The 21494-nt window shown below is 38.8% G+C and carries 24 protein-coding genes; 7 read left to right on the forward strand and 17 right to left on the reverse strand.

Annotation, left to right across the window (positions count from 1 at the left end):
* Nucleotides 1-9: 9 nt before the first annotated feature.
* Nucleotides 10-795: a CLCA_X family protein gene (locus J5X91_RS02735; RefSeq protein WP_208834027.1), complete on the forward strand. Its 786-nt coding sequence runs from the start codon at nucleotides 10-12 to the stop codon at nucleotides 793-795.
* 17 nt (nucleotides 796-812) lie between these two features.
* On the opposite strand, the gene dcd is transcribed toward J5X91_RS02735, so the two are convergent.
* Complete coding sequence (gene dcd / locus J5X91_RS02740; RefSeq protein ID WP_011328000.1) at nucleotides 813-1397, reverse strand: dCTP deaminase; 585 nt, start codon at nucleotides 1395-1397, stop codon at nucleotides 813-815.
* A 6-nt stretch (nucleotides 1398-1403) separates the two neighbouring features.
* Nucleotides 1404-2480 (reverse strand): iron-sulfur cluster carrier protein ApbC, encoded by a 1077-nt coding sequence (gene apbC / locus J5X91_RS02745; protein ID WP_089368183.1) that lies wholly within the window; start codon nucleotides 2478-2480, stop codon nucleotides 1404-1406.
* 176 nt (nucleotides 2481-2656) lie between these two features.
* Here apbC and metG point away from each other — a divergent pair, with 176 nt between their 5' ends.
* Complete coding sequence (gene metG / locus J5X91_RS02750) at nucleotides 2657-4678, forward strand: methionine--tRNA ligase (RefSeq protein ID WP_208834028.1); 2022 nt, start codon at nucleotides 2657-2659, stop codon at nucleotides 4676-4678.
* 78 nt (nucleotides 4679-4756) lie between these two features.
* Here the strand turns inward: metG and J5X91_RS02755 are convergent, their stop codons facing one another.
* Both J5X91_RS02755 and J5X91_RS02760 read right to left on the reverse strand, forming a co-directional pair.
* The gene (locus tag J5X91_RS02755) at nucleotides 4757-5545 is read right to left on the reverse strand and encodes a hypothetical protein (RefSeq protein ID WP_208834029.1); all 789 of its coding nucleotides are present in this window, start codon (nucleotides 5543-5545) and stop codon (nucleotides 4757-4759) included.
* A gap of 27 nt (nucleotides 5546-5572) precedes the next feature.
* On the reverse strand, nucleotides 5573-5755 hold the full coding sequence (locus tag J5X91_RS02760; RefSeq protein WP_011327996.1) for a hypothetical protein: 183 nt from the start codon (nucleotides 5753-5755) through the stop codon (nucleotides 5573-5575).
* 180 nt (nucleotides 5756-5935) lie between these two features.
* On the opposite strand from J5X91_RS02760, the gene J5X91_RS02765 reads away from it, so the two are divergent.
* On the forward strand, nucleotides 5936-6472 hold the full coding sequence (locus J5X91_RS02765; RefSeq protein WP_197108040.1) for a DUF3365 domain-containing protein: 537 nt from the start codon (nucleotides 5936-5938) through the stop codon (nucleotides 6470-6472).
* Nucleotides 6473-6559: 87 nt separating this feature from the next.
* Here the strand turns inward: J5X91_RS02765 and J5X91_RS02770 are convergent, their stop codons facing one another.
* The 7 genes from J5X91_RS02770 to aceK all read right to left on the reverse strand — a co-directional run bounded on the left by J5X91_RS02770 (nucleotide 6560) and on the right by aceK (nucleotide 13342).
* Complete coding sequence (locus tag J5X91_RS02770; RefSeq protein ID WP_208834030.1) at nucleotides 6560-8128, reverse strand: phospholipase D family protein; 1569 nt, start codon at nucleotides 8126-8128, stop codon at nucleotides 6560-6562.
* Nucleotides 8129-8239: 111 nt separating this feature from the next.
* Nucleotides 8240-8764: a DUF2937 family protein gene (locus J5X91_RS02775; RefSeq protein ID WP_208834031.1), complete on the reverse strand. Its 525-nt coding sequence runs from the start codon at nucleotides 8762-8764 to the stop codon at nucleotides 8240-8242.
* Between the two features lie 52 nt (nucleotides 8765-8816).
* On the reverse strand, nucleotides 8817-9233 hold the full coding sequence (locus J5X91_RS02780) for a DCC1-like thiol-disulfide oxidoreductase family protein (protein WP_208834032.1): 417 nt from the start codon (nucleotides 9231-9233) through the stop codon (nucleotides 8817-8819).
* Between the two features lie 151 nt (nucleotides 9234-9384).
* Nucleotides 9385-10035, reverse strand: a complete 651-nt coding sequence (gene lepB, locus J5X91_RS02785; protein WP_089368176.1) for a signal peptidase I — start codon at nucleotides 10033-10035, stop codon at nucleotides 9385-9387.
* A gap of 141 nt (nucleotides 10036-10176) precedes the next feature.
* Entirely contained in the window at nucleotides 10177-10428 is a 252-nt protein-coding gene (locus J5X91_RS02790; RefSeq protein WP_058373242.1) for a DUF2999 domain-containing protein, read from the reverse strand.
* Between the two features lie 83 nt (nucleotides 10429-10511).
* Nucleotides 10512-11474: a zinc-binding dehydrogenase gene (locus J5X91_RS02795; RefSeq protein ID WP_086995580.1), complete on the reverse strand. Its 963-nt coding sequence runs from the start codon at nucleotides 11472-11474 to the stop codon at nucleotides 10512-10514.
* Between the two features lie 89 nt (nucleotides 11475-11563).
* Nucleotides 11564-13342 (reverse strand): bifunctional isocitrate dehydrogenase kinase/phosphatase, encoded by a 1779-nt coding sequence (gene aceK, locus J5X91_RS02800; protein ID WP_011327988.1) that lies wholly within the window; start codon nucleotides 13340-13342, stop codon nucleotides 11564-11566.
* Between the two features lie 102 nt (nucleotides 13343-13444).
* Between aceK and J5X91_RS02805 the strand changes: the two genes are divergently transcribed.
* Entirely contained in the window at nucleotides 13445-14392 is a 948-nt protein-coding gene (locus J5X91_RS02805) for a LysR family transcriptional regulator (protein ID WP_011327987.1), read from the forward strand.
* 112 nt (nucleotides 14393-14504) lie between these two features.
* Here J5X91_RS02805 and J5X91_RS02810 read toward each other — a convergent pair whose 3' ends face one another.
* Nucleotides 14505-14873: an MliC family protein gene (locus J5X91_RS02810; protein WP_208834033.1), complete on the reverse strand. Its 369-nt coding sequence runs from the start codon at nucleotides 14871-14873 to the stop codon at nucleotides 14505-14507.
* A gap of 314 nt (nucleotides 14874-15187) precedes the next feature.
* Here J5X91_RS02810 and J5X91_RS02815 point away from each other — a divergent pair, with 314 nt between their 5' ends.
* Nucleotides 15188-15634 (forward strand): hypothetical protein, encoded by a 447-nt coding sequence (locus J5X91_RS02815; protein ID WP_192531693.1) that lies wholly within the window; start codon nucleotides 15188-15190, stop codon nucleotides 15632-15634.
* A 12-nt stretch (nucleotides 15635-15646) separates the two neighbouring features.
* Here the strand turns inward: J5X91_RS02815 and icd are convergent, their stop codons facing one another.
* Together icd and J5X91_RS02825 are read right to left on the reverse strand one after the other, a co-directional pair.
* Complete coding sequence (gene icd / locus J5X91_RS02820; RefSeq protein WP_041454683.1) at nucleotides 15647-16897, reverse strand: NADP-dependent isocitrate dehydrogenase; 1251 nt, start codon at nucleotides 16895-16897, stop codon at nucleotides 15647-15649.
* Nucleotides 16898-17122: 225 nt separating this feature from the next.
* On the reverse strand, nucleotides 17123-17683 hold the full coding sequence (locus J5X91_RS02825) for a hypothetical protein (protein WP_011327983.1): 561 nt from the start codon (nucleotides 17681-17683) through the stop codon (nucleotides 17123-17125).
* A gap of 344 nt (nucleotides 17684-18027) precedes the next feature.
* Here J5X91_RS02825 and J5X91_RS02830 point away from each other — a divergent pair, with 344 nt between their 5' ends.
* Nucleotides 18028-18195, forward strand: a complete 168-nt coding sequence (locus J5X91_RS02830) for a hypothetical protein (RefSeq protein ID WP_007375427.1) — start codon at nucleotides 18028-18030, stop codon at nucleotides 18193-18195.
* A gap of 137 nt (nucleotides 18196-18332) precedes the next feature.
* Nucleotides 18333-19184 (forward strand): transporter substrate-binding domain-containing protein, encoded by an 852-nt coding sequence (locus J5X91_RS02835; protein WP_011327981.1) that lies wholly within the window; start codon nucleotides 18333-18335, stop codon nucleotides 19182-19184.
* A 34-nt stretch (nucleotides 19185-19218) separates the two neighbouring features.
* On the opposite strand, the gene J5X91_RS02840 is transcribed toward J5X91_RS02835, so the two are convergent.
* The 3 genes from J5X91_RS02840 to J5X91_RS02850 form a co-directional block, all read right to left on the reverse strand.
* Nucleotides 19219-19797, reverse strand: a complete 579-nt coding sequence (locus J5X91_RS02840; protein WP_011327980.1) for a YceI family protein — start codon at nucleotides 19795-19797, stop codon at nucleotides 19219-19221.
* 66 nt (nucleotides 19798-19863) lie between these two features.
* Nucleotides 19864-20418, reverse strand: coding sequence for a cytochrome b (locus J5X91_RS02845; protein ID WP_011327979.1), 555 nt, complete (start codon nucleotides 20416-20418; stop codon nucleotides 19864-19866).
* A 233-nt stretch (nucleotides 20419-20651) separates the two neighbouring features.
* Complete coding sequence (locus J5X91_RS02850; protein ID WP_244363736.1) at nucleotides 20652-21404, reverse strand: ScpA family protein; 753 nt, start codon at nucleotides 21402-21404, stop codon at nucleotides 20652-20654.
* Nucleotides 21405-21494 lie beyond the last annotated feature (90 nt).

The following is a 21494-nucleotide window of genomic DNA, read 5'->3' on the forward strand; positions in this document are numbered from 1 at the left end:
ATATTAGCGATGCGTAACTATCAAAATAGATTAAAACGCGGCTTTAGCCGTCAAGGTCCCGATTATCGTTTTGACGATCAAGTTGATTTTAGCGATATAAGAGACACTTTCGGTTTTAGATCTATGGTGGTAGGTAAATGGGTAAACAAAGAAGAGCGCTACATTAGTGCAAATTTAATTTATGATGCGCTTGCCGACTTAGCACAAATACTGCACTTACCACCTAAAGCAATTGGCCTGCGCGGTAAACTCAATTTTGCGTTTGGTGCTGGCGGACAAAAGTATGTACAAGCGCATTATAATGCAGCTAGCCAAACGCTTGCACTTGCAAAAAATGCCGGCGGTGGTGCGCTCGCCCATGAATGGTTTCATGCTTTTGATCATCATATAAGTGAGCATTTATTTGCAGCAAAACCACGCTTTGGTTTTGCGTCTAAACTGTGGTTATCAAACACGCCTAATTTATCGCATCCGCTCAATAATACGCTTAATGACTTTTACAAAAACGTGTTTTTAGATGCACAGGGCATTGCTGCAAACCGATTTGTACAAACGTGCATTGAATACGATAAAGCAAAAAATATGAATTACATGAGTATGCCCGAGGAGCTAGCAGCGCGTTGCTTTGAAGCCTGTATAGCCAGCCACCCGCATATAAAAAATAGCTTTTTAGTCAGTGGGCTAAAAAGTAGTGATTTAATATACCCAGATGATGAGCACATTAACGCTGCAAATAAAGCGCTTAACCAATATTTTGAATTACTGGGTTATGCGCTTCATAAGTTAGATGAGTAAAGTGCTTTATTTAATCATTACCTGTCATCGCTAATACGACTTGCTACGGCACTGTTTTGATCTTTGTACTTAGCATCTTTACGCGTATTGTAAGGATTAGCACAAGGGCCTGTAAGTGTTTCAAAACTCATAGCACCAATTTTCATCATAGGTCTTAGTGCTAAAGGGAGTTTACCTGAGTTATAAAACTCTAAAACAATATTACCACTCCAACCGGGATCAATTCGATGCGCGGTTACATGCACCATTAAACCTAATCGTGCCAGCGATGAACGTCCATCTAGCCAGCCTACAATGTCTGCTGGCAGTGTTACTTTTTCATAGGTAATAGCCAGTGCAAGCTCGCCTGGGTGTAAAAAAAATGCTTCGCCTTCATCTAGCACAATTTCGTCGCTCATGATTGACTCCATGGCTTTATTGAGCTGATCTTTAGGGCCACTTAAATCTACATATGCTGCTGTATGTGCATGAAAAGTTCTAAATTTATTACCTAAGCGTAAGTCGGCAGTAACACCCGAAATCATCTCATCTGTGGGTGCAGGCTCAATAACAATACGGCCATCGTTTAGGTATTCTTTAATATGTGTATCTGAAAGTCTCATGGTGTATTAATCATCCGTAATCACAATCTCTACCGAGTTGTGATGCTGTTGATAGTAAAGCGTGCTGGCTATAAGCCGCGCTGCTGCGCTGTAAGTTTTGCTTATTGCTGCAGTGTTATCGCAAGCAATAAGTTTGCCCTGCTCAGAGTATTCTCGAATATCTATTGCAAGCGGAATATGTGATAGCACAGGAACGCCGTGCTTGTGTGCTAGTTTTTGTGCGCCATCTTTACCAAATACGTGGTTTGCCTCGCCGCAGTGGCTGCAAATGTAATGGCTCATATTTTCAATTAAGCCCAGCACTGGCACGTTTACTTTATTAAACATGGCGATGCCTTTTTGCGCATCGGCTAAGGCTAAATCTTGGGGTGTGGTAACAATTACTGTGCCACTTGCCGGTACTTTTTGGCTCATAGTAAGTTGAATGTCACCCGTACCTGGTGGCATATCAACAATAAGGTAGTCAAGCTCGCCCCAATCAGTTTCATTTAGTAGCTGGCTAAGCGCCCCCGATGCCATAGGCCCGCGCCATACAGTGGCGTCATCGCTGGGTACTAAAAAGCCGATTGATTGTGCTTTAATACCGTTTGCATCAAAAGGCTGTAACTGTTTGTTATCTTTAGTGATGGGCTCTGCGCCTACCAAGCCTAAAAGCATAGGGATTGACGGGCCATAAATGTCGGCATCTAAAATACCAACTTTTGCGCCTTCGCTGTGCAGCGCGCCTGCTAAATTAACAGCAGTAGTCGATTTACCCACCCCGCCTTTACCTGAGGCAATAAGCACAATATGTTTAATTGTTTTAAATTTTGCAGGCTCTTTAAGCTCTACCGTGGCCGACACAGTTACTGCCACCTTGAGAGCGTTAGTAACATGCTCTGCCACCATTGGCATTTCTGACTGTGCAGCAAATGGCAAAATTAAAGTAATAGTGAGCGATTTATCGTCGTTTTGGGTGATATTCTTAATGAAGCTTTCATCAATACCCACAGCAAAAGCGGCACTACGATACGCGGCTAAAGCAGCAAAGATCGGTTGTTTTTGCACCGATTTAGAAGAGAATAGTTTCGACAGTCCAAACATAGTAATTAAATAACGTTTCTTTGATGAAAAGTGCCTCGGAATTATGTAACATTCAGGGCATTAACACCAGTCAATTAATACAAATCCACAAGCTGTTGCGTTGTTAGCGCTTAGCTTGTAAATAAATTAATGATTTTCATCCGTTCCTTAATAGGAACCGTCAATTCGGAATGATTATGGCACAGCGAAAGATCCTGATTACCAGCGCATTACCTTATGCAAATGGCCCTACTCACTTAGGTCATTTATTGGAATATATTCAAACTGATATTTGGTCACGTTTTCAAAAACTACAAGGCCACGAAGCCTATTATGTTTGCGCCGACGATGCCCATGGCACGCCTATTATGCTTAACGCGCAAAAGCAAGGGATCACGCCTGAAGAAGCGGTAGAAAAAGTAAGTATTGAGCGTCAACGCGACTTTGCCGACTTTAATATTAAGTTTGATAATTATCACAGTACCCACAGCCAAGAAAACAAAGAGCTGAGTGAGCTTATTTATAATCGCCTAAACGATGCAGGGCATATTAAAAGGCACACTATTTCGCAGTTATTCGACCCAGAAAAAGGCATATTTTTACCCGATCGCTTTGTAACCGGTACGTGCCCAACCTGTAAGTCTGAAAATCAAAATGGCGACAACTGCGACTCATGTGGTGCAACATATAGTCCTACAGATTTAATTAACCCGCGCTCGGTTATGTCTGGTGCTGAGCCTATTTTAAAAGACTCTGAGCATTACTTTTTTGATCTGCCAGCATTTGAAGGCATGTTAAAAGAGTGGTTACACTCGGGTACTATTCAGCAAGAAATGGCTAACAAGCTTGATGAATGGTTTACTGATGGCCTGCAACAGTGGGATATTAGCCGTGATGCGCCTTACTTTGGTTTTGAAATACCAAACGCACCAGGTAAATACTTCTACGTTTGGTTAGATGCGCCTATTGGTTATATGGCCAGCTTTAAAAACCTGTGTGATAAAAAAGGTATCGACTTTGATGCTTTTTGGGCTGCAGATTCAGACGCTGAGCTTTACCACTTTATTGGTAAAGACATTATTTATTTTCATAGTTTATTTTGGCCAGCAATGTTAGAAGGCGCTAACTTTAGAAAGCCAACTAACGTATTTGCCCACGGTTTTGTTACCGTAAATGGCGAAAAAATGTCTAAATCGAAAGGCACGTTTATTAAAGCGCGTACTTATTTAGATAATTTAAACCCAGAATATTTACGTTACTATTACGCGGCAAAATTAAGCGGCGGCATTGTTGATCTTGATTTAAACCTAGAAGACTTTGCGCAACGCGTAAACTCAGACCTAGTTGGTAAAGTAGTAAATATAGCAAGCCGTTGTGCGGGCTTTATTACTAAAAAGTTTGATGGCAAGCTAAGCGCAACCGTTATGCAACCCCAGTTGCTTAAAGAATTTCAAGCAGCTGCACCAAGCATTACAGCCCATTACGAAAACCGTGAGTTTAGCCGTGCAATTCGTGAAATAATGGCGCTTGCCGACAAAGCAAACCAATTTATAGATGCCGCAGCACCTTGGGTACTCATTAAAGACGAAACTAAACAACAAGAAGCGCACGAAGTTTGCTCATTAGGGCTTAACTTATTCCGCGTGTTAATTACCTACTTAAAGCCTGTACTGCCTGAAATGGCCGATAACGTAGAAGCATTCTTAAATGACGACCTTGCATGGGACGGCGTGCAAAATGCATTAGTAAGCCACCCAATCAATAAATTTAAACCGTTAATGCAACGTGTAGAAATGGACAAAGTAAATAAAATGGTTGAGGAGTCAAAAGAAAGCTTAGAATCAAAAGTGACTATTGACCCTAATAGCCCACTGGCTAAAGAGCCAATTTGTGATGAAATTGAATTTGACGACTTTGCAAAAGTAGACTTACGCGTAGCAAAAATTGCTAAAGCTGAGCACGTAGAAGGCGCCGATAAACTACTTAAGCTAACACTTGATTTAGGCGGCGAAACGCGCCAAGTGTTTGCGGGTATCAAATCGGCTTACGCTCCAGAGGATATTGAAGGTAAGCTTACTGTTATAGTTGCTAACCTTAAACCACGAAAAATGCGTTTTGGTATGTCAGAAGGCATGGTATTAGCTGCAGGGCCTGGCGGTAAAGAGATTTACATTCTTAACCCAGACGACGGCTCAGAGCCTGGCATGCGTGTAATGTAAGCTTTGCTTATAAATTTATATTTGCGTTAATATTTTTGTTAATGTAAAAAGCCGCTGAATTTATTAGCGGCTTTTTTATTAACCCAGCTTGTAGGTTATATTTATTTTAGCTAAATGAATAACTAAGCATTGCGAGCTAATATAAATTATCCAATTTATATACCTAATTTGTGGAAAGTACCCTTCACCGCTGTTCCCATAAATCCAATATAAACCAATTAATGCATCGGCAATTGCCGCTAATACTAACCCTAAACTAACCAGCCATACTCCCAAAGGTGCGTTTAACCCGCAATATGTATTAAGCAGCACTAAACTCATTAATCCCACACTGGTTACAACAAAACTATGAAGCCCGGTTAATAGCAGTACATAATAACCTGCCTCTGGAATATGCATAAAATAAAAACAAAGCAGCGATATTAATAGCGTGCCCCCTAAATAAGCAGCCACATAATATAATGGATACATAACTAAACTACGGCTCGCCAACAACACAGCAATAAAGAGTAAGCTGTATCCGGGTACAAAAAACCATACAGAGTCAGCTAAATAGTCGTGCTTAATTACCTCGTTATAACGGTAATATTGATTATTTAAATTAAAATTTACCACGTCTCCACAAATGCATAGCACTAAGGAGGCTATGCATAATAAGGCAATATAACGTTGTTGTTTGTTTTTAGTGTGTTTATATACCCAGCAGGTAATACTGGCGCTATTAAATAACAAAATAATTAAGGTTATTATTTCAATAGCTAAAAGCACTTTACTCTGTGGTGAAGGCCATAAACCATATATACCTGCAGCTCCCACAAAAAGAGCCGCTAACCAAGCTAAAAACGAAAGCGTAATGTGTTTATTCATAAAACAAATCCAGTAAGCTGTTTTACGTTATTGTTTATTTTTGTCAGGGGTAGATTCTGCTTTCATAGTTTGCATCTCTTTTTCTGCTTTTAGCTTACATACGGCCAACTGCTCTAAACGCATGCTTTTAATTGCTTCTAGCGGATCATCAAGCGGTTTACTTTGCTGCGATAATGCATATTTAGCACTGTCATCATTTTTAGTTGTCATTATTAGCTACCTTTTATGTAATTTATATTTTGGGTTTATCATCATTTAGCTAAGCTCTTTGCAGCTATAATTTATACAGTACTTAAATTAACCAGAGATCCGGATAATTAGCGATAGAAAAACTTGAATAAATTATTGCTCAGCTGTACATTAGAATCCTCTAATGTACAAAGGTGTATTATGCGCTCTATTTTATTATTTACCAGCTTGGTTGTTTCATCAAGCGTATTAGCTAATAGCGACGATGCATACTTTGCTCGCAGCACTGTTAAAGCATTTTCAACTGATTTAAAAAATGTTTTAGTAAGTACCATGAAAGCGAGCGGGCCTGTTGCAGCAATTGAAGTATGCAATATTAGTGCGCCGGCTATTGCACTACAACACAGTGCGAATGAGTGGGAAATTAGTCGTACATCATTAAAAGTGCGCAATCCTAATAACCAAGCTAACGAGTGGTTAAATTCAATACTGCTCGATTTTGAGCAGCGTAAAGAAAATGGCGAACCTATAGCAAATATTGAACATCAAGAACAAAAAGCCGATGCTTGGTATTTAGTCAAAGCAATTCCTACTGGGCAGGCTTGCTTAGCCTGCCATGGTAGTGAATTAAAGCCTGAAGTAAAAAACAAATTAACTGAGCTTTATCCAAGCGATAAAGCGACTGGTTTTAATTTGGGCGATATACGAGGCGCTTTTGTTGTAAAAAAGCACCCTTAAATACTATTATTATTCAAACTGTTAAACCTCTTACCCTGAGTGCTGATTAAGTATTAATATTGGGGTTACCGCCTTATTTAACACATATTAAAGTAAGTGTTCTACAGGCAGGTAGCCAAATAACCAAGCCTGAAAACGTACCCAGGTGCTGGCCTCTGGCTCAGAGTTTTTACTTACCACTTTAGTGGGTGTAATTGATTCATCTAACCACAGTAAGTCGTGATTAAAACCCCACCAATTCTCAGTTTTAGTGACATCTAATCGCCATGCATGGCGAGGTAACTCTTCTAAAAATATATCTGCTGCTGTGCTTGCCATTTTGTCACTGTAAATTACAACACCTATTTCGGTATTTAAATTAATTGAACGTGGGTCTAAGTTCATTGAGCCAACAAAAAGCGTATTACGATCAAAAATCATTGTTTTAGCATGTAAGCTCGCTTTTGATGAACCAGCTAAATCGGTGATTTTTTTATGTTTTGTTTTATCTTTAGATTTAATTTTAGGCTTAGACTTAGACTTATACTTAGGTTTTACTGTAGCGCGTAACTCCCATAATTTAACGCCCGCCTCTATAAGTGACTTACGATAGTTTGCATAGCCGGCGTGCACAACGGGTACGTCGTTGGCCGAGAGCGAATTGGTTAAAATGGTCACATTAGCACCGGTATTAATCCAACGTTTTAAGCTTGCAACGCCTGCATCACCGGGAATAAAATAAGGTGAAACAATTAATGCTTCACTATGTGCATCATTAAGTAAATTACTTAATGCTGGGGCCATATAACCGGTATTATCATCACTCTCATTCATTATTTTATCAGGATGATCGTATACTAATTCAGAGTTTGCCCAGTAAAGTGCTAGCTGTCCGCGTAGCAAATTATCAATAATATCCAGTGACTCTAAACGCCGTAGATAGGCTTTACTTTGCTCACTAGTATATATTTTAGCGAGTTGTTTTCGTACTTGTTCTAGTTTAGCTGCACTCGATGCAGGCGCTATATATTTAATCGCTACCGAGAGTGAATGATTCCAATATAAATCAAATGCAGTGGCCACACGCGGGGCAAATTCCCCCACGCCAAGTACATCTAAATCAGAAAAGTTAGTGTAAATATTGGCAGAAAAATAAGTATCTCCAATATTACGGCCACCAATAATAGCCGCCTGATTATCAACAATAAACGACTTGTTATGCATGCGCCTATTGATCTGTTTAAAATTAGTTAAAAAATCAACATAAGGTAAAGTGCGATTTGAAAACGGATTAAATAACCGTACTGACACATTAGGGTGTTGCACCAAGGCACTAAATAAAGCGTCTTGGCTTTCGTGGCCAAAGTCATCTAGTAACATGCGTACCCGCACGCCTCTATCGGCTGCACGAAGTAAGTAATGAGTGAATATTTTGGCCGTAGTATCGTTATGAAATAAGTAATACTGCACATCAATAGACATTTCGGCTTTTTCTATTAATAACAGCCTAGTTGCAAATGCATCAAGGCCATCACCAAGTAGATAGAACCCTGAGCTCGCAGGGTGTTTACTCGCCTCTAATGCTATGCCTTTAGCTAAGCTAGTATTTTGCGTTTTGCTAAATGCATAGCTAGGTTCGGCTTGAACCTTAGGATAACTAGCGCAACCAAAAAGCATGCTTATAACCATAAATAAACAAAGGGAAATTGCCGATAAATATCGCATAAATGCTATCAGTTCTCATAATATGTGAGCCTAGTTATATAGGTGATTTAAATGATTATACTATTATTGGGCTGGTTTCTCGATAGTGTTGACTTTACTTGCCCTTTTTTTAACTGAGTAAATTGTAAAAGGTAGCATAATTAATTGATTTAATAAAAAACCAAATACTAGCCCAAACGCAATACCGCTAAAAGTAAGCGGTATGCCTAATTTAAAGTTATCAATAGTATTTTTTAATATATCGAAACGGGTGGGAGTAAACATATAAATTAGTTTTTCAAAAAAGTTACCCTGTTTAAATATAGTCATTCCACCTTCTAAATCTGCAAATAAATCAAGGGTTAACAGCTTTTGTTGTGCATCAGTTTTAACACTTGGCTCGCTATTGCGTAAGTGTCTATCAATCATTGCTTTAACACTGGGAAATGCATGCATTTGGGCGGTGGCTTTATAACCATCAACTTGCCATTTTGTTGCCTGATACAAGCCTGCTAAATGTTGCTGATAATGATCCGTAAGTTGCGGTACTTGCAACGCTATAATTAACGCAACAGCAAAGGTTAGCTTATCAAGTATTCTTACTATCATGATTAATTCCCCTTAGCATTTGCGTATTAAAGTTAAAAGTCTATTTATAAATTTAATCTAAAAAGCGATCACTTATGTCCTCTGCTGGCAACCAACAAGCATTTGTACGCCCAAACCACTTATAACGTCTAGCACCAATAAAATCATAACCCCAATCTCGTAATGGCCGAGGTATTATGAGTAACACTTGCAACAACGGCCACAAACCCGATAACTGCCCAGCAGTACGAAGTGCCGCTGTTGACTTAAACCAAATGCCACTATCGTCAATAAGCACCACAGAACCCAGCTTACTTGTAGCTTCACTTCCCTGCTGCTTGAGTAAGTTTTTTGCTACAGTTGACTGCAATGACGCAAAGCGAAATTTTTTATATGGATCATGCTCAATCACAAAGCGTACCGAGCCTGTGCATAAATTGCATACGCCATCGAACAGTAATATAGGCGATTCTTTAGTCTTTAAGCTCATATTATTGACTCTGCTGAACAGGTGTTAAAAAATAGCAGGAATATCAAGCTACTATAATTACCATCAATTTACATTCGTTTTATTACTTTATGCAATACAACTCAATGGGTATAACCCGGGTTTTTATTTAGCTGCTAAAATACAAACACGCTTATTCAAGCGCTTTTAATAATCGATCAGTTCGCGGTAAATAATAGTTATCGTAATCAAGCGATACAATTACTCGCTCTGCTTTACCTAGCATTTCGCTACGCGGGATCAAGCCTATTACGCGAGAATCGGCACTGTTATCGCGGTTATCCCCCATGGCTAAATAGTAATTATTCGGGATTGTGATTTTATCAAACCCTGCTAATCGCGACGCTCTATTGGCTACTCTTATTGAGTGTTTATGACCGTTTAAGTTTTCAATTTTATCAAGTGAACCTAAATTACTGTGCAAACGAGCATAGTTAAGCTTTTTACCATTAATAATAAGCTCGTTATGCTCAAGCGACACAGTATCGCCAGGTACGCCTATTACCCGCTTTATTAAGCGGTTATCAGCTTTTTTTGAATCAAATACTATGATATCACCTGCTTGTGGGTCGCCTAACTTCATTAGTGGTATATGCGTAAAGGGTAAGCGTAAATCGTAAGCCATTTTATTTGTTAAAACTCTGTCGCCTACTTCAATGGTGGGCCGCATAGAGCCTGTAGGTACTTCGTACCAATCGGCAACTGCACTTCTAAATACGCTCATTAACGCTATAAATATGATTAATGAACGGTTATTTTTCCAAAATTTAATCAGTGTTTTCATACAATATTCCCACCATTTTATCGACTAAAACTAAGACGCTAAAAATCAATCGCAGTTCAATTACTAATGTAACAAAACATGTTTAAGGTGAGCTAAAATACCAAGGTATAAGGTTATACCTTGGTTAAAAGTACGGAGGGATTACTGATTTAACTTATCTTTTGCGGCTTGTACTTTCGAAAAGTCTAAACCTAACTCGTCTGTCGCTTCTTTAATTAAGTGCGGCTGAGTCATCACTACTGCCATTAGTTGCTGTAGTTTTTCAGGTGGTATACCAAGTTGTTGCACCATGGCCATTGCCATCATTGGGTTTTGCGTTAATGCTTCAAATAGCTCGGCTATTTGCTCGTCGCTAACATTATGCTCTTTTAAAGTGGCGATAATTGGATTCATTATTAACCTTATTATGTGTGTTATAACTAAATTATATTGACTACCAGAGACATAAACAATGCCTATACATTACACGTACTGGTTTATTCTACACTTAACACTACTTTACCGGCGTTTTCATTGCGCTCTAAAATAGCATGAGCCTCGCTTGCTTGGCTCCAAGGTAGCACTTTATATAAATTAAAATCGTAGCTTTTACTTGCAATATCGCTATAAAAACGCGCTACAAAATCATCTCTTAATGCGCGTTTAAACTCTATACTACGGTTTCTAAGTGTTGATGCATGAAACGAGATACGTTTTTGCAGTAAACGGGCAAAATCAACTTCAGCAAAACGACCATCTAAAAATGCCAGCATTACAATTTGGCAATCCATAGCCGCAACAGCCGCATTTTTGTTTAAATAACTACCCGAAACAGGATCTACAATTGTGTTAGCCGTTAGGTTATTAGCCTTCATATATTCTACAAAATCAGTGGTTTTATAGTTTATAGCATGATCGGCGCCCAGTGCTTTGGCATGTGCACATTTTTCATCTGAACCTGCGGTTATAACCACAGTTGCCCCTGCGCTTTTAGCCATTTGAATTGCAGCACCACCCACACCGCTTGCACCTGCATGAATTAACGCCGTTTGCCCAGCTTGTAATTTACCTAATTCAAACAAAGCACCAAATGCTGTTAAATATACTTCACTTATTGCAGCGCCCTCTCTCATAGACACGTCATCTGGTAACTCCATTAGCTGTTTGGCATCAACCGCAACATATTCACTGTAAGCACCACCAGCACATAAAGCAAAAACGCGTTTATTAAGCCAAATTTTATCAACTTTACCACCAATATCGCAAACGATGCCTGCGCACTCTAACCCTAATATTTGGCTGTCATCTTTTGGCGCCGGATACTTACCTTGGCGTTGCATACAATCGGCGCGATTTACACCAATGGCGGCTACTTTTACCAGTACTTCATGGCTCTTTAAAACCGGTTTATTGGTTTCACTAAATGCAAGTATGCCATCTTCATGAGAAATGTATTTCATTGCCACTCCTAAGCTTTATATAACTAAACGCTATTACTAAACGTTGCATAACTAAATTAATGTAATTTATATATGGGGATCAAAACACCTTATTTAAAGCGCCAACTTTGTTTATATGGATACACGTCGGGTAAATAGCCTTGTTGTACCTGTTGTTGGCACGTTTGCCAAAACTGGGCGTTAAATAAATCGCTGTGATGACTATTAAAAGCATTAAATGCCAATTCATTAGCACTAAAAAACACTTTAAATTGACTCGGGAAAATATCATTTGGCTCTATATCAAAATACGAGTCTGAACTTAGCTCTTCTAGCGCATTTTGCGTTTGCGGCACTTCTCTAAAGTTGCAATCGGTAAGTGGGCAAATTTCGTCATAATCATAAAAAACTACCCGCCCCCAGCGCGTAACACCAAAGTTTTTCATCAGCATATCCCCAGGGAAAATATTAGCACCGGCTAAGTCTTTAATTGCTCTGCCGTAATCTAGCATCACTTGTGCAAGTGCTTTGCTGTCGCAATCATTTATATATAAATTAAGCGGGGTCATTTTTCGCTCAACATAAACATGTTTTAAAATAAGCGCCTTGCCCGAAATAATTAAACTGGACCCAATGTGCTCTTTCATTTGTTGCAGCAACTGCTCGCTAAAGCGGCTCAAATCAAACGCTAAATACCTAAACTCATGCGTATCTACCAGTCGCCCTACTCTATCGGCTTGTTTTACAAAGTTGTATTTTTCTTTTACTTGCGCTTTAGTGGCGGTTTTTGGTGCGCTAAATTTATCTTTAATTACTTTATAAACATGGTCTGAGCCAGCAATAGTAAACACTAGCATTACCATACCCGGTGTACCTGGCGCAGCCACATACTTAAAGCTCGCGGGGCTATTTTTAGTGGTATCTACTTTATAACGATAAAACTCTGTTTTGGCATGTTTTATAAAGCCAATCGCATTAAATAGCTCAAAGCGCTGTTTATGCGGCATAAGTACACTTAAGTAATCTACATAACGCGCTGGTTGGTCGGTATCGACCATAAAATACGTGCGCGCAAATCCAAATAGTAAACTTAGCTGGTCGGCGCCCATCATTACCGCATCAATTTTAAGCCCCTTGGGGGTATTTAAAATGGCAATAGCAAAGGGCATATTATCGCCATTTTTAGCAATGCATCGGCCTATTAAGTAACAGGCTTTGTTTCTATAAAAATGTGAATATGCATATTCTATATAGCCGTCATTTAAGTTTATTAACTCATAAACTTGTCGACATTGTTGCTTAGCACCTTGCGTTAAAGTAGCCTGCAGGGTGGCAACATCTTGGTTTAAATTACTAAATGGCACTCTAAAAACCTGATTAGTGATCAGCGTTTTTATTGCGCTATTAAAGCCATGCTGCAATGAAATACGTTTAACTAAGCTGTCGTATGGTCGAGGTTGAGTACGATATTTAGCTTTTAATACAAATAAATGCACAGTACGTATTTTTTTATCGTCCCAAATAGCACCAAAGGTAGAATTAAAAAAAGTATGCGCTATTGGCTCGTTTTCATGATTTTTTACCATGTTGCCATAAATATTTTTAGCTAATTGCCAGGTCTGTGGACAGCTTAACTCCGCGTAGGCAATAACCTTTACCGCTTCACTTACACTTTTAACTTGGCGCTCATACACTTGTAAACGCTCGCGCATAGCACTTTGTACCTCGTGATATTGTCGCTGTTCAAAGCGGCTTTGTGCGCCTAAGGTTATATTTAAAAAGGTGGCAAACATAGCTTCAAACCCAGCAAAAACGGCGCGCGCTAACTTAGTCGCAATCACATCTTGCACTGTACTATTTTGCAGTTTATTCGTTATTGTATCTGGCATATTTACTAGGCTTATTACGGCTATTATTTTTTAGTTGTTTACACCTTAGCAAGCAGGCTTTAATTTAGATAATTAATACAGTAAATAAATAAGATTGATTAAATGAATATAAGAAATGTCGATCTCAACTTGCTTGTGTACCTAAACGTACTAATAGACGAAAAAAGTGTTTCTAAAGCGGCTAATAAACTCGCACTTACCCAACCTGCTATGAGTAATGCGTTAAAGCGGCTGCGTGACTTATTTGACGACCCGCTTTTGGTGCGGGCTTCAGGCTCTATGGCGCCCACAGCAAAAGCGCTGGCACTAAAGCCCGAAATAGAGTTATTACTTAAAATGGCTGAAGAAATTACTCAGCCCACTGAGCTATTCGATCCGACAAGTGCCAAAGTAACGTTTAGAATTATGGCAAACGATTATTTAGAGTCGACGTTAATCGCCCCTTTTATAACTGAGCAGTTGAGTAAAAACCCAGGAATAAACTTTGATATACTCAGCCCAAGTGATGTAAATCTGCAAGATATGGAAAAAGGCACCATAGATTTAGCAATTAACCGCTTTAATGGCCTACCACGCTCGTTTCACCAAGCTACGGTTTGGCGCGATAACTATTGTTGTTTAACGCACCCCAATAATCAATTTTTACAACAGTCGAGCCTAGAAGATTACTTAAAAAGCGAACATATTTGGGTAAATCGTGCAGGTTGGGGGCCTGAGCCCGCTGTTACTAATAAATCTGGTAAGCAAAAGTTAGGATGGGTAGACGAAGCACTGTGGCAATTAGAACAAACTCGAAAAATACGCGTTTTTACACGCCACTATATGATTGCCAGTTTACTGTGCCAGTCAGATAAGTTAATTGCTACATTACCACGTCGCCAAGCTAAGCTGTTAACTACGCATACTAACTTGGTTATCAGCCCAGTACCTTTTCAAATTGTACCTATTGAGGTAAAAATGATCTGGAGCCCATTGTTGCATCATGCATCGGCGCACCAATGGTTACGCAGAGAACTACTGGAATTTGCAAAAACAATTGCCGACAGGTAGTAATACTAGTGCAAAGGTATATAAAATTTACAACGAGTAACTTGCACAGTAGGTGTTGCAAATTACTCGTTAAATTCGCCTAAACTTAGGCTTTAATGCGTATTAATAAGGCTTATAGCGCTGTACATGTTTCAATTGCATCACCGGTGCTACCATCTTGCATATGGCTAAACAGCGTGCCTTCAGAGCCAGTACCTGATGCTTTAGTCCAAAACTCGTACTTGTCATTTATATAGCGCGCACCACTGGCCGACACAGCAATCTTCATTTCGTATTCTGTACCTAAATAGTCAACTGTTGCAGTGTCTGTAGAGGGGTAAGTTACCGCCATTGTATTACCACTTTCACACTGATAGTTATGCACTATTACCGCTGTTTGTGCCGTGTTTTTTACGTCGGTGTGGCTGTTGTCTTGTGGCTCATTACCACAAGCCGAAAGCATTAATGTGGTGATAATAATAGCAGGAGCAAAAATTTTCATAGCAGTCTCTTTATTGTTAGTTAGTGGTTAAACCATTGCCTGTGTAACAAGGTTATTGTTAAGTGTTATCTGTTAACTTACTAATAATAGATACTTATACCAGTGTGGTTAAGCCTCTGTATCTAGTTTGTAAAATTAACAACTGTGGCTACTGTAAGCTAATTAGGCTTAATGTAGCCTTGCTAAACACACTAAAATTCGTCGTAATTTAACAGTATTGATATAATCAATATCAGTTATTGAAAACAACAATTTTATTAATACTAGAGTTAGCGCTAGAGTGAAGTTAAGCCAACTAACTAAGAGTAATAATTATGCAAACTTCATCAAGCTTCACCCAACAAGACGGATTGTTTATTAATAGCCATTTTCATCAATTTATTGAGCAGCAGTTAGCACCACAAGCGGCGATGCCAAGCGATGATATTTATCAGGTACTTGCCACTTTAGTAGATGAATTTGGCTGTACTTGTCGTAAAACTAAACATAATGCGGATGATGTTTTAGACGTGCAAACATTGCTTAATGCTTATCAGCATAATAACCACCCTTATTGCAATGTAGACTCGCAAACAACAGAAGCTGTTCTGGATGAGCATTGCTGCCAAGTTCCAGCCATTATTGTAGTTGCGTTAATGGATACGCTTAGCGGCACATTTAATACCGACCAAGATGCACATGCTATTTATCATCGTGCTGCGCAGTTAACTAATCGTGCATGTACGCATCGCGTAAACCTTGTTAACGTATCTGCAGCCTAATAATGGTGTTGTTTAAAAGTGCTCGATGACCCTAAGTGCAAAGTCTGTACAGCTTAAGGGCATCGAGTTATGAGGCTCAGATAGCAAATCAAACGTAACCTCTCCCGCCGCTAACGTGCGCTCTAAGGCATTTTCTATTAAATTAGCCGCCTCATGCCACTGCATAAACTTAAGCATTAATACCGCACTTAAAATGCTGCTGCTCGGATTCGCTTTATTTTGCCCAGCAATACGCGCAAATGTACCGTGCGTGGGTTCAAAAAATGCTACCTCATTATTTAAATTAGCCGCCGGCATTATGCCTACTCCACCTACTTGTGCGCTAAGCATATCTGCTAAAAAGTCACCATTTTGATTAGTCGTTGCAACTACATCAAATTGCTCTGGGTGCATTAAACACTGCTGTAACATGTTATCGGCTATAACTTCTTTAATTATAAGTGGTGGCTGCCCTTGTCGTGGAATATGTAACCAACGGCCGTTTTCATCGTCAATGGCTTGGTATTCACGCTTAGCGAGTGCAAAGCCCCAGCGTTTAAATGCACCATCAGTAAATTTAAGCACATTGCCTTTGTGCACTAAAGTCAGCGATTCGCTGTTATTTTTTAGCGCGTAATTAATTGCGTAACGTACTAGGCGCTCTGAGCCTTCTTTAGAAATGTTTTTAATGCCAATTCCGCATTCTTGGGTAAACCTTAAACGCGTAACCCCCATTTCTTCGCATAAAAAATCGAGTACTTTTTCGCTTTCAACACTACCAGCTTGCCACTCTATACCCGAGTAAACATCCTCACTGCTATCGCGCAACACAGTGATATTAGTTAAATAAGGATTTTTTAACGGCGATGGCAATGCACTAAAGCCTTTTATAGTGCGCATATTGACAAATAAATCCATTTCTTGTCTAAGTGCAACGTTAAGCGAGCGAAAACCACCACCTAAAGGAGTCGTTAATGGCCCCTTAATCGCTATTTTACATTCTCTTACTGCATTTATTGTTTCTTGTGGAAACCAATCACCATCATATAGTTTGGCTGCTTGCTCACCATTGTATACCTGCATCCAATGAATTTTTCGCTTTGCTTGGTAACAATGCGCTATCGCGCTATCAACCACTTTTCGCATTACAGGCATCACATCTTGGCCTACTCCATCACCATCAATGTAAGCAATAATAGGTTGCAACGGAATTTGCCATTGGCCATTTTTTGCTATTTTTATGCTTTGCCCCTGTTCGGGCACATTAATATGTTGATACTGCAAAGCTAACATCCATCAAAAGTACATTACCCTCGATTAAAGCATGTTAAATTAAGCGTGTCTGCAGTTGCTTTTTATAGCGACTATTACAGTAATGAATAGTCAGAACTTGCCATTTTATAGCTGTTAATAAATGAGTTTTTGAATTGGCGCAGCTTATAATAATTAAAACTGTAAAAGTAATCTTAGTGGTTTTTATACGCACTTATTATTTACAGCCGGGCATTTTTAATGCGCTTCGCTATTCGCTGTTTTTATAACTTTATAAAAATATTGGTAACCATATTCACTAAAATTTTGTGACTGCTGATTCATAAAGCCATGCAGGTATAGTGTTTTTAAACAGCGCACATTGTTTTTGGCCGATAAATTAGTTATTAATTCATCTACATTAAAGTGCGGTTCAAACCCAGGGAAAATGAATTCACATGGATGAATAGCATCTATATTTAAATAATTACGTATTTGCGTAGGATAAAAAGCAATTACTTTTTTAAGATGTGTAGTTGTAGTACTCGCTTGTGCCCGCCATGCAGCGCTAGCACCGGCACTAAATGCAATACAAATAGTGGGTTTGCTTAATTTATTAAAATATTCTTCGAGCTTGGCTGCATATTCGTCATGGCCACAGTGTTTAATAAATAACTTATAGTATTCCTCTTCATTTTCAAGGGCTTGATGAACTCCATTATAGGGATCAACTATTTGGTTTTCAGCATTAAAGTGCTTAGCTAATTGCTGTAAACAAGGTGTTTTACCGTAAATATCGCTGATAACTAGGTATTGCATCATTTCCCTTTTAAGTTATTGATAGTGGCTGTCATAAATAATATAACAAAAAGCTTGCATATAAAATACAACTGGGTTACCTTCCCTCTCTGGTTTAAATAAACCACCGCGGTTAACCATTTACCCTGATCCAGTAAGCCCCGCAAAACGTATATTCAAAAGCTAAGTTATTGTACGGCGAGAACCCCTTAAATAATACCGAGATGATTTTATTATCATCGCAAAAGTGTCATAAAGATCGTCAACACTGTAATGAAGCTAAACACAACATCGTTAATTTATTAACTGCATATAGCTATAAAAAATAGCGCAGAATAAATAACAAGAATAAAGTGAGTTTTATTATGTCTTATAAATATAACGGGTCTATGATCCAAATTGCACATCCAGTGCAGTCAATTTCAGTAAACAAACATCGTGTAATTTTTAGTGATACACAAGGTTTAAAAAATGCATTGTTTCAAAAAGCAAGCGATGCGCGTCAATTTGTTAAATGGCTAAAAGCCAGCTAACCTACACTGATTATAATTTGCCTACTTATTAGCGCAATAATCAAAATTAAATGCCAGCCTTGTTGCTGGCATTTTACTTTTTATCACTTTATTAGCTACACTTAAGGTTAATAGAATAATAGTAGGTAATTTTTGTAATGCTCCGCGCATTTTTAGTTGTTTTTATACTTAGCTTATTCAGCTCACCAGTTATTGCTAACACCATTAACTGGTTAACGCATGACTTTGCACCCTACTACATTTTAAATGGAGAAAACAAACACCAAGGTCGCGACGAAAGCATTATTTCTTTACTCGAAAAACAACTCCCCAATATTACTTTTAATAGAATACTCATTCCTTCGGGCAGAGTTATCCAAGAACTCTCCAATACCTCAGCCAATACGTGTGCTTTGTCACTGTATAAAAATAGTTTTAGAGAAGAGCGCATTTACTTTACTGATGAAAGCTCTACTACTGGCCTTTCTCCTGCAGTAGCTATGCATATTAAGCTCAGTAGAGCACTTAAGCTACCTGCTGATAAAGCGGTGTCGTTAGCCTCTTTAATTACGGCTGATAAGTTAACTTTAGGTATTTCTATGAGCCGCTCTTACGGTAACGAAATAGACACACTTATTAATACCACACCCGATATAAATTTAATTATTAGACCTACCCGAGATAGCTTAGCAAGCCTTACTTATATGCTTAATTTAAAACGCATTGATTTGTTATTAGGTTACCCAAGCGAGCACTACTATTTAGCTAAATCTATGAATTTTGATAAAAACCTAACACAGCGACCCCTTCTAGAGTCACCTGAGTTAAGTTATGGCTATATAGGTTGCACTAAAAACCAGCAAGGTGCCAAACACATTGCTTTGTTAAATGAACAACTAAAAATAATTAAACAAACCCAAGCTTATACGCAAATATTAATGCGCTGGTTACCTCCGCATTTAAAAATAAAGCTTAAAACACGCATAGCAGAAACAAAAAACGCCACATAATGTGGCGTTTTTATCGAAGTGCTTACTTCAGATATTACTGACGAATACCTTCAATAGATAAACCAATATCAACATGAGTTGATGCAGGGCCTAAATTGTAGTCAATGCCATAGTCAGCTAACTTAAGGCTAGTTTCGCCTTCAAAGCCTACACGATGACCACCCCATGGATCTTTACCTTCGCCTACTTTATCTATTTCAAAGGTAATGGTTTTAGTAACGCCATGCAAAGTAAACTCACCCGTCACTTCACCAGAATCGTCGTCATCAAACTTTACGCTGGTACTTTTAAACGTTGCCGTTGGGTATTTACTAACATTTAAAAAATCTTTACCTCGTAAGTGCTTATCACGCTCTGCATGGTTAGAATCTAAACTCGTGGTATCAATGTTTACCGTGATCTGTGATGCGTTTGGTGTTTTTGCATCATAACTAAATGTACCGTCAAAGGTATTAAAGCGACCATGTAACCAACTATAGCCTAAATGCTTTATTTTAAAATTTACAAACGCGTGTGCGCCTTGTGTATCAATCACATAATCAGCAGCGTTTACAGCACTTGCCGATAGCAGCATAGCGCCTGATACCGCGGTACTTAATAGTAGTTTTTTCATTGTAATCATCCTTTTATTGGTAAATACCCGTTAACATTAATAGCTAATCTGAGTTCAGGTTAGCTATTAATTTTTAGCGTTAATTGGTTTAATCATTCGAATTAATGTTTTATCTTTATCTATAAAATGGTGTTTTAATGCACCTAGTGCATGCAGTACAGCAAAACCAATTAAAGTGCAGGCTGCGTAATAATGCACTTCCCCAGCAATATCGGCTTGTCCGTCAAATGTAAAGTTTATTGCTGGCACATTGAATAACGTAAACACTTCGATAGCTCGCCCATCTGCGGTAGAAATTAAATAGCCTGCTACAACAATAACCGCCAAAATAATGTACATAATAATATGGGCAGTGTGCGCTATTTGGTTCATTGTTTTGTTAGTACCCAGTGGCTTAGGTTGAGTCGAAAAAGAGCGCCATAAAATTCTAAACAAAAACACCGCAGCTAAAGTCAAACCTATGCTTTTATGCAAGTCTAATGAGCCTTTATACCAACTATCGTAGTAGGTAAGTTCTACCATGTACAAGCCAAGGCCAAATAAACCAAAGATAGTTAATGCCATTAGCCAATGTAAAATAATCGCAATAAGCCCGTAAGATGCAGGCGAGTTTTTAAACATGTCTTTATTCCTTTATGTTATTACACCTACAATATCGCGCAAGAGCATAAATAGGAATAACATTTACAAACACTTTACGTGCATATACGCACAGAAGTATGTTTACGCAGCCAATTTTATTAACTAGTAGGTAATAAGTAGAGAATTATAAGACTTGCATGCAGAGCTTTTTAATAACTATTGTTAATTGTAATCGTTATTAAAAGAGGTTGTTTTTGAGTGCTTATTAATAACTATTGAGTCGATTTTTTACTGAGGCTCACATAAATAAGGCTATCTGATGTGACTTGCAGGCAGGTAATTAACCCTTCTTTTACCAGCTCAAGTATAGCGATAAAGCTAACCACTGAACCGCTTCGCCCTTCATTAACAGTAAAAAGTGCACTAAATGGTAAAGCCGATTGAGTATGTGATAACTGCTGCAATATTTGGCTCATGCGTTCACGGGTAGAAAGTACTTCGGCGCTAATTAAGTGATGTTCTAGTGTTTTAGCGCGCGCCATTATATCGCTCAGGGCAAAAAGTAAATCTTTAAGTTGCACTTCAGGAAGCTGCTCAGTGATATTTTCAGCCACCGGCATAGCAGCATGGGCTACAAAAATATCACGACCCACCCGCGGAATTTCGTCTAAGTTCTCGGCGGCTTTTTTAAATTGCTCGTATTCTTGCAAACGTTTAATAAGCTCTGCACGTGGATCTTCCTCTTCTTCTAGCTCTTTGTGTACGGGCAACAGTAAACGAGATTTTATTTGCGCCAATAAGGCTGCCATCACTAAATACTCGCCCGCAAGTTCGAGTTGAAACTCAGTCATCATTTCAACATAACTCATGTATTGCTCTGTAATACTAAAAATAGACAATTCGAGAACATCAAGCTTGTGTTTTTTTATTAAATACAGCAATAAATCGAGCGGGCCTTCAAACGTTTCTAAAATAATTTCCAGCGCATCTGGCGGAATATATAAATCAGACGGTTTATCAACCATGGCTTTACCATGTAAAAAAGCCAGTGGCAGCTTTTGCTGCACTGGCTTTTCAATGGGGGTGCTTATTGGTTTGGTGTTTTCTTCGTTCAC

Source organism: Pseudoalteromonas sp. K222D (assembly GCF_017653575.1).
Lineage (GTDB): Bacteria > Pseudomonadota > Gammaproteobacteria > Enterobacterales > Alteromonadaceae > Pseudoalteromonas > Pseudoalteromonas nigrifaciens.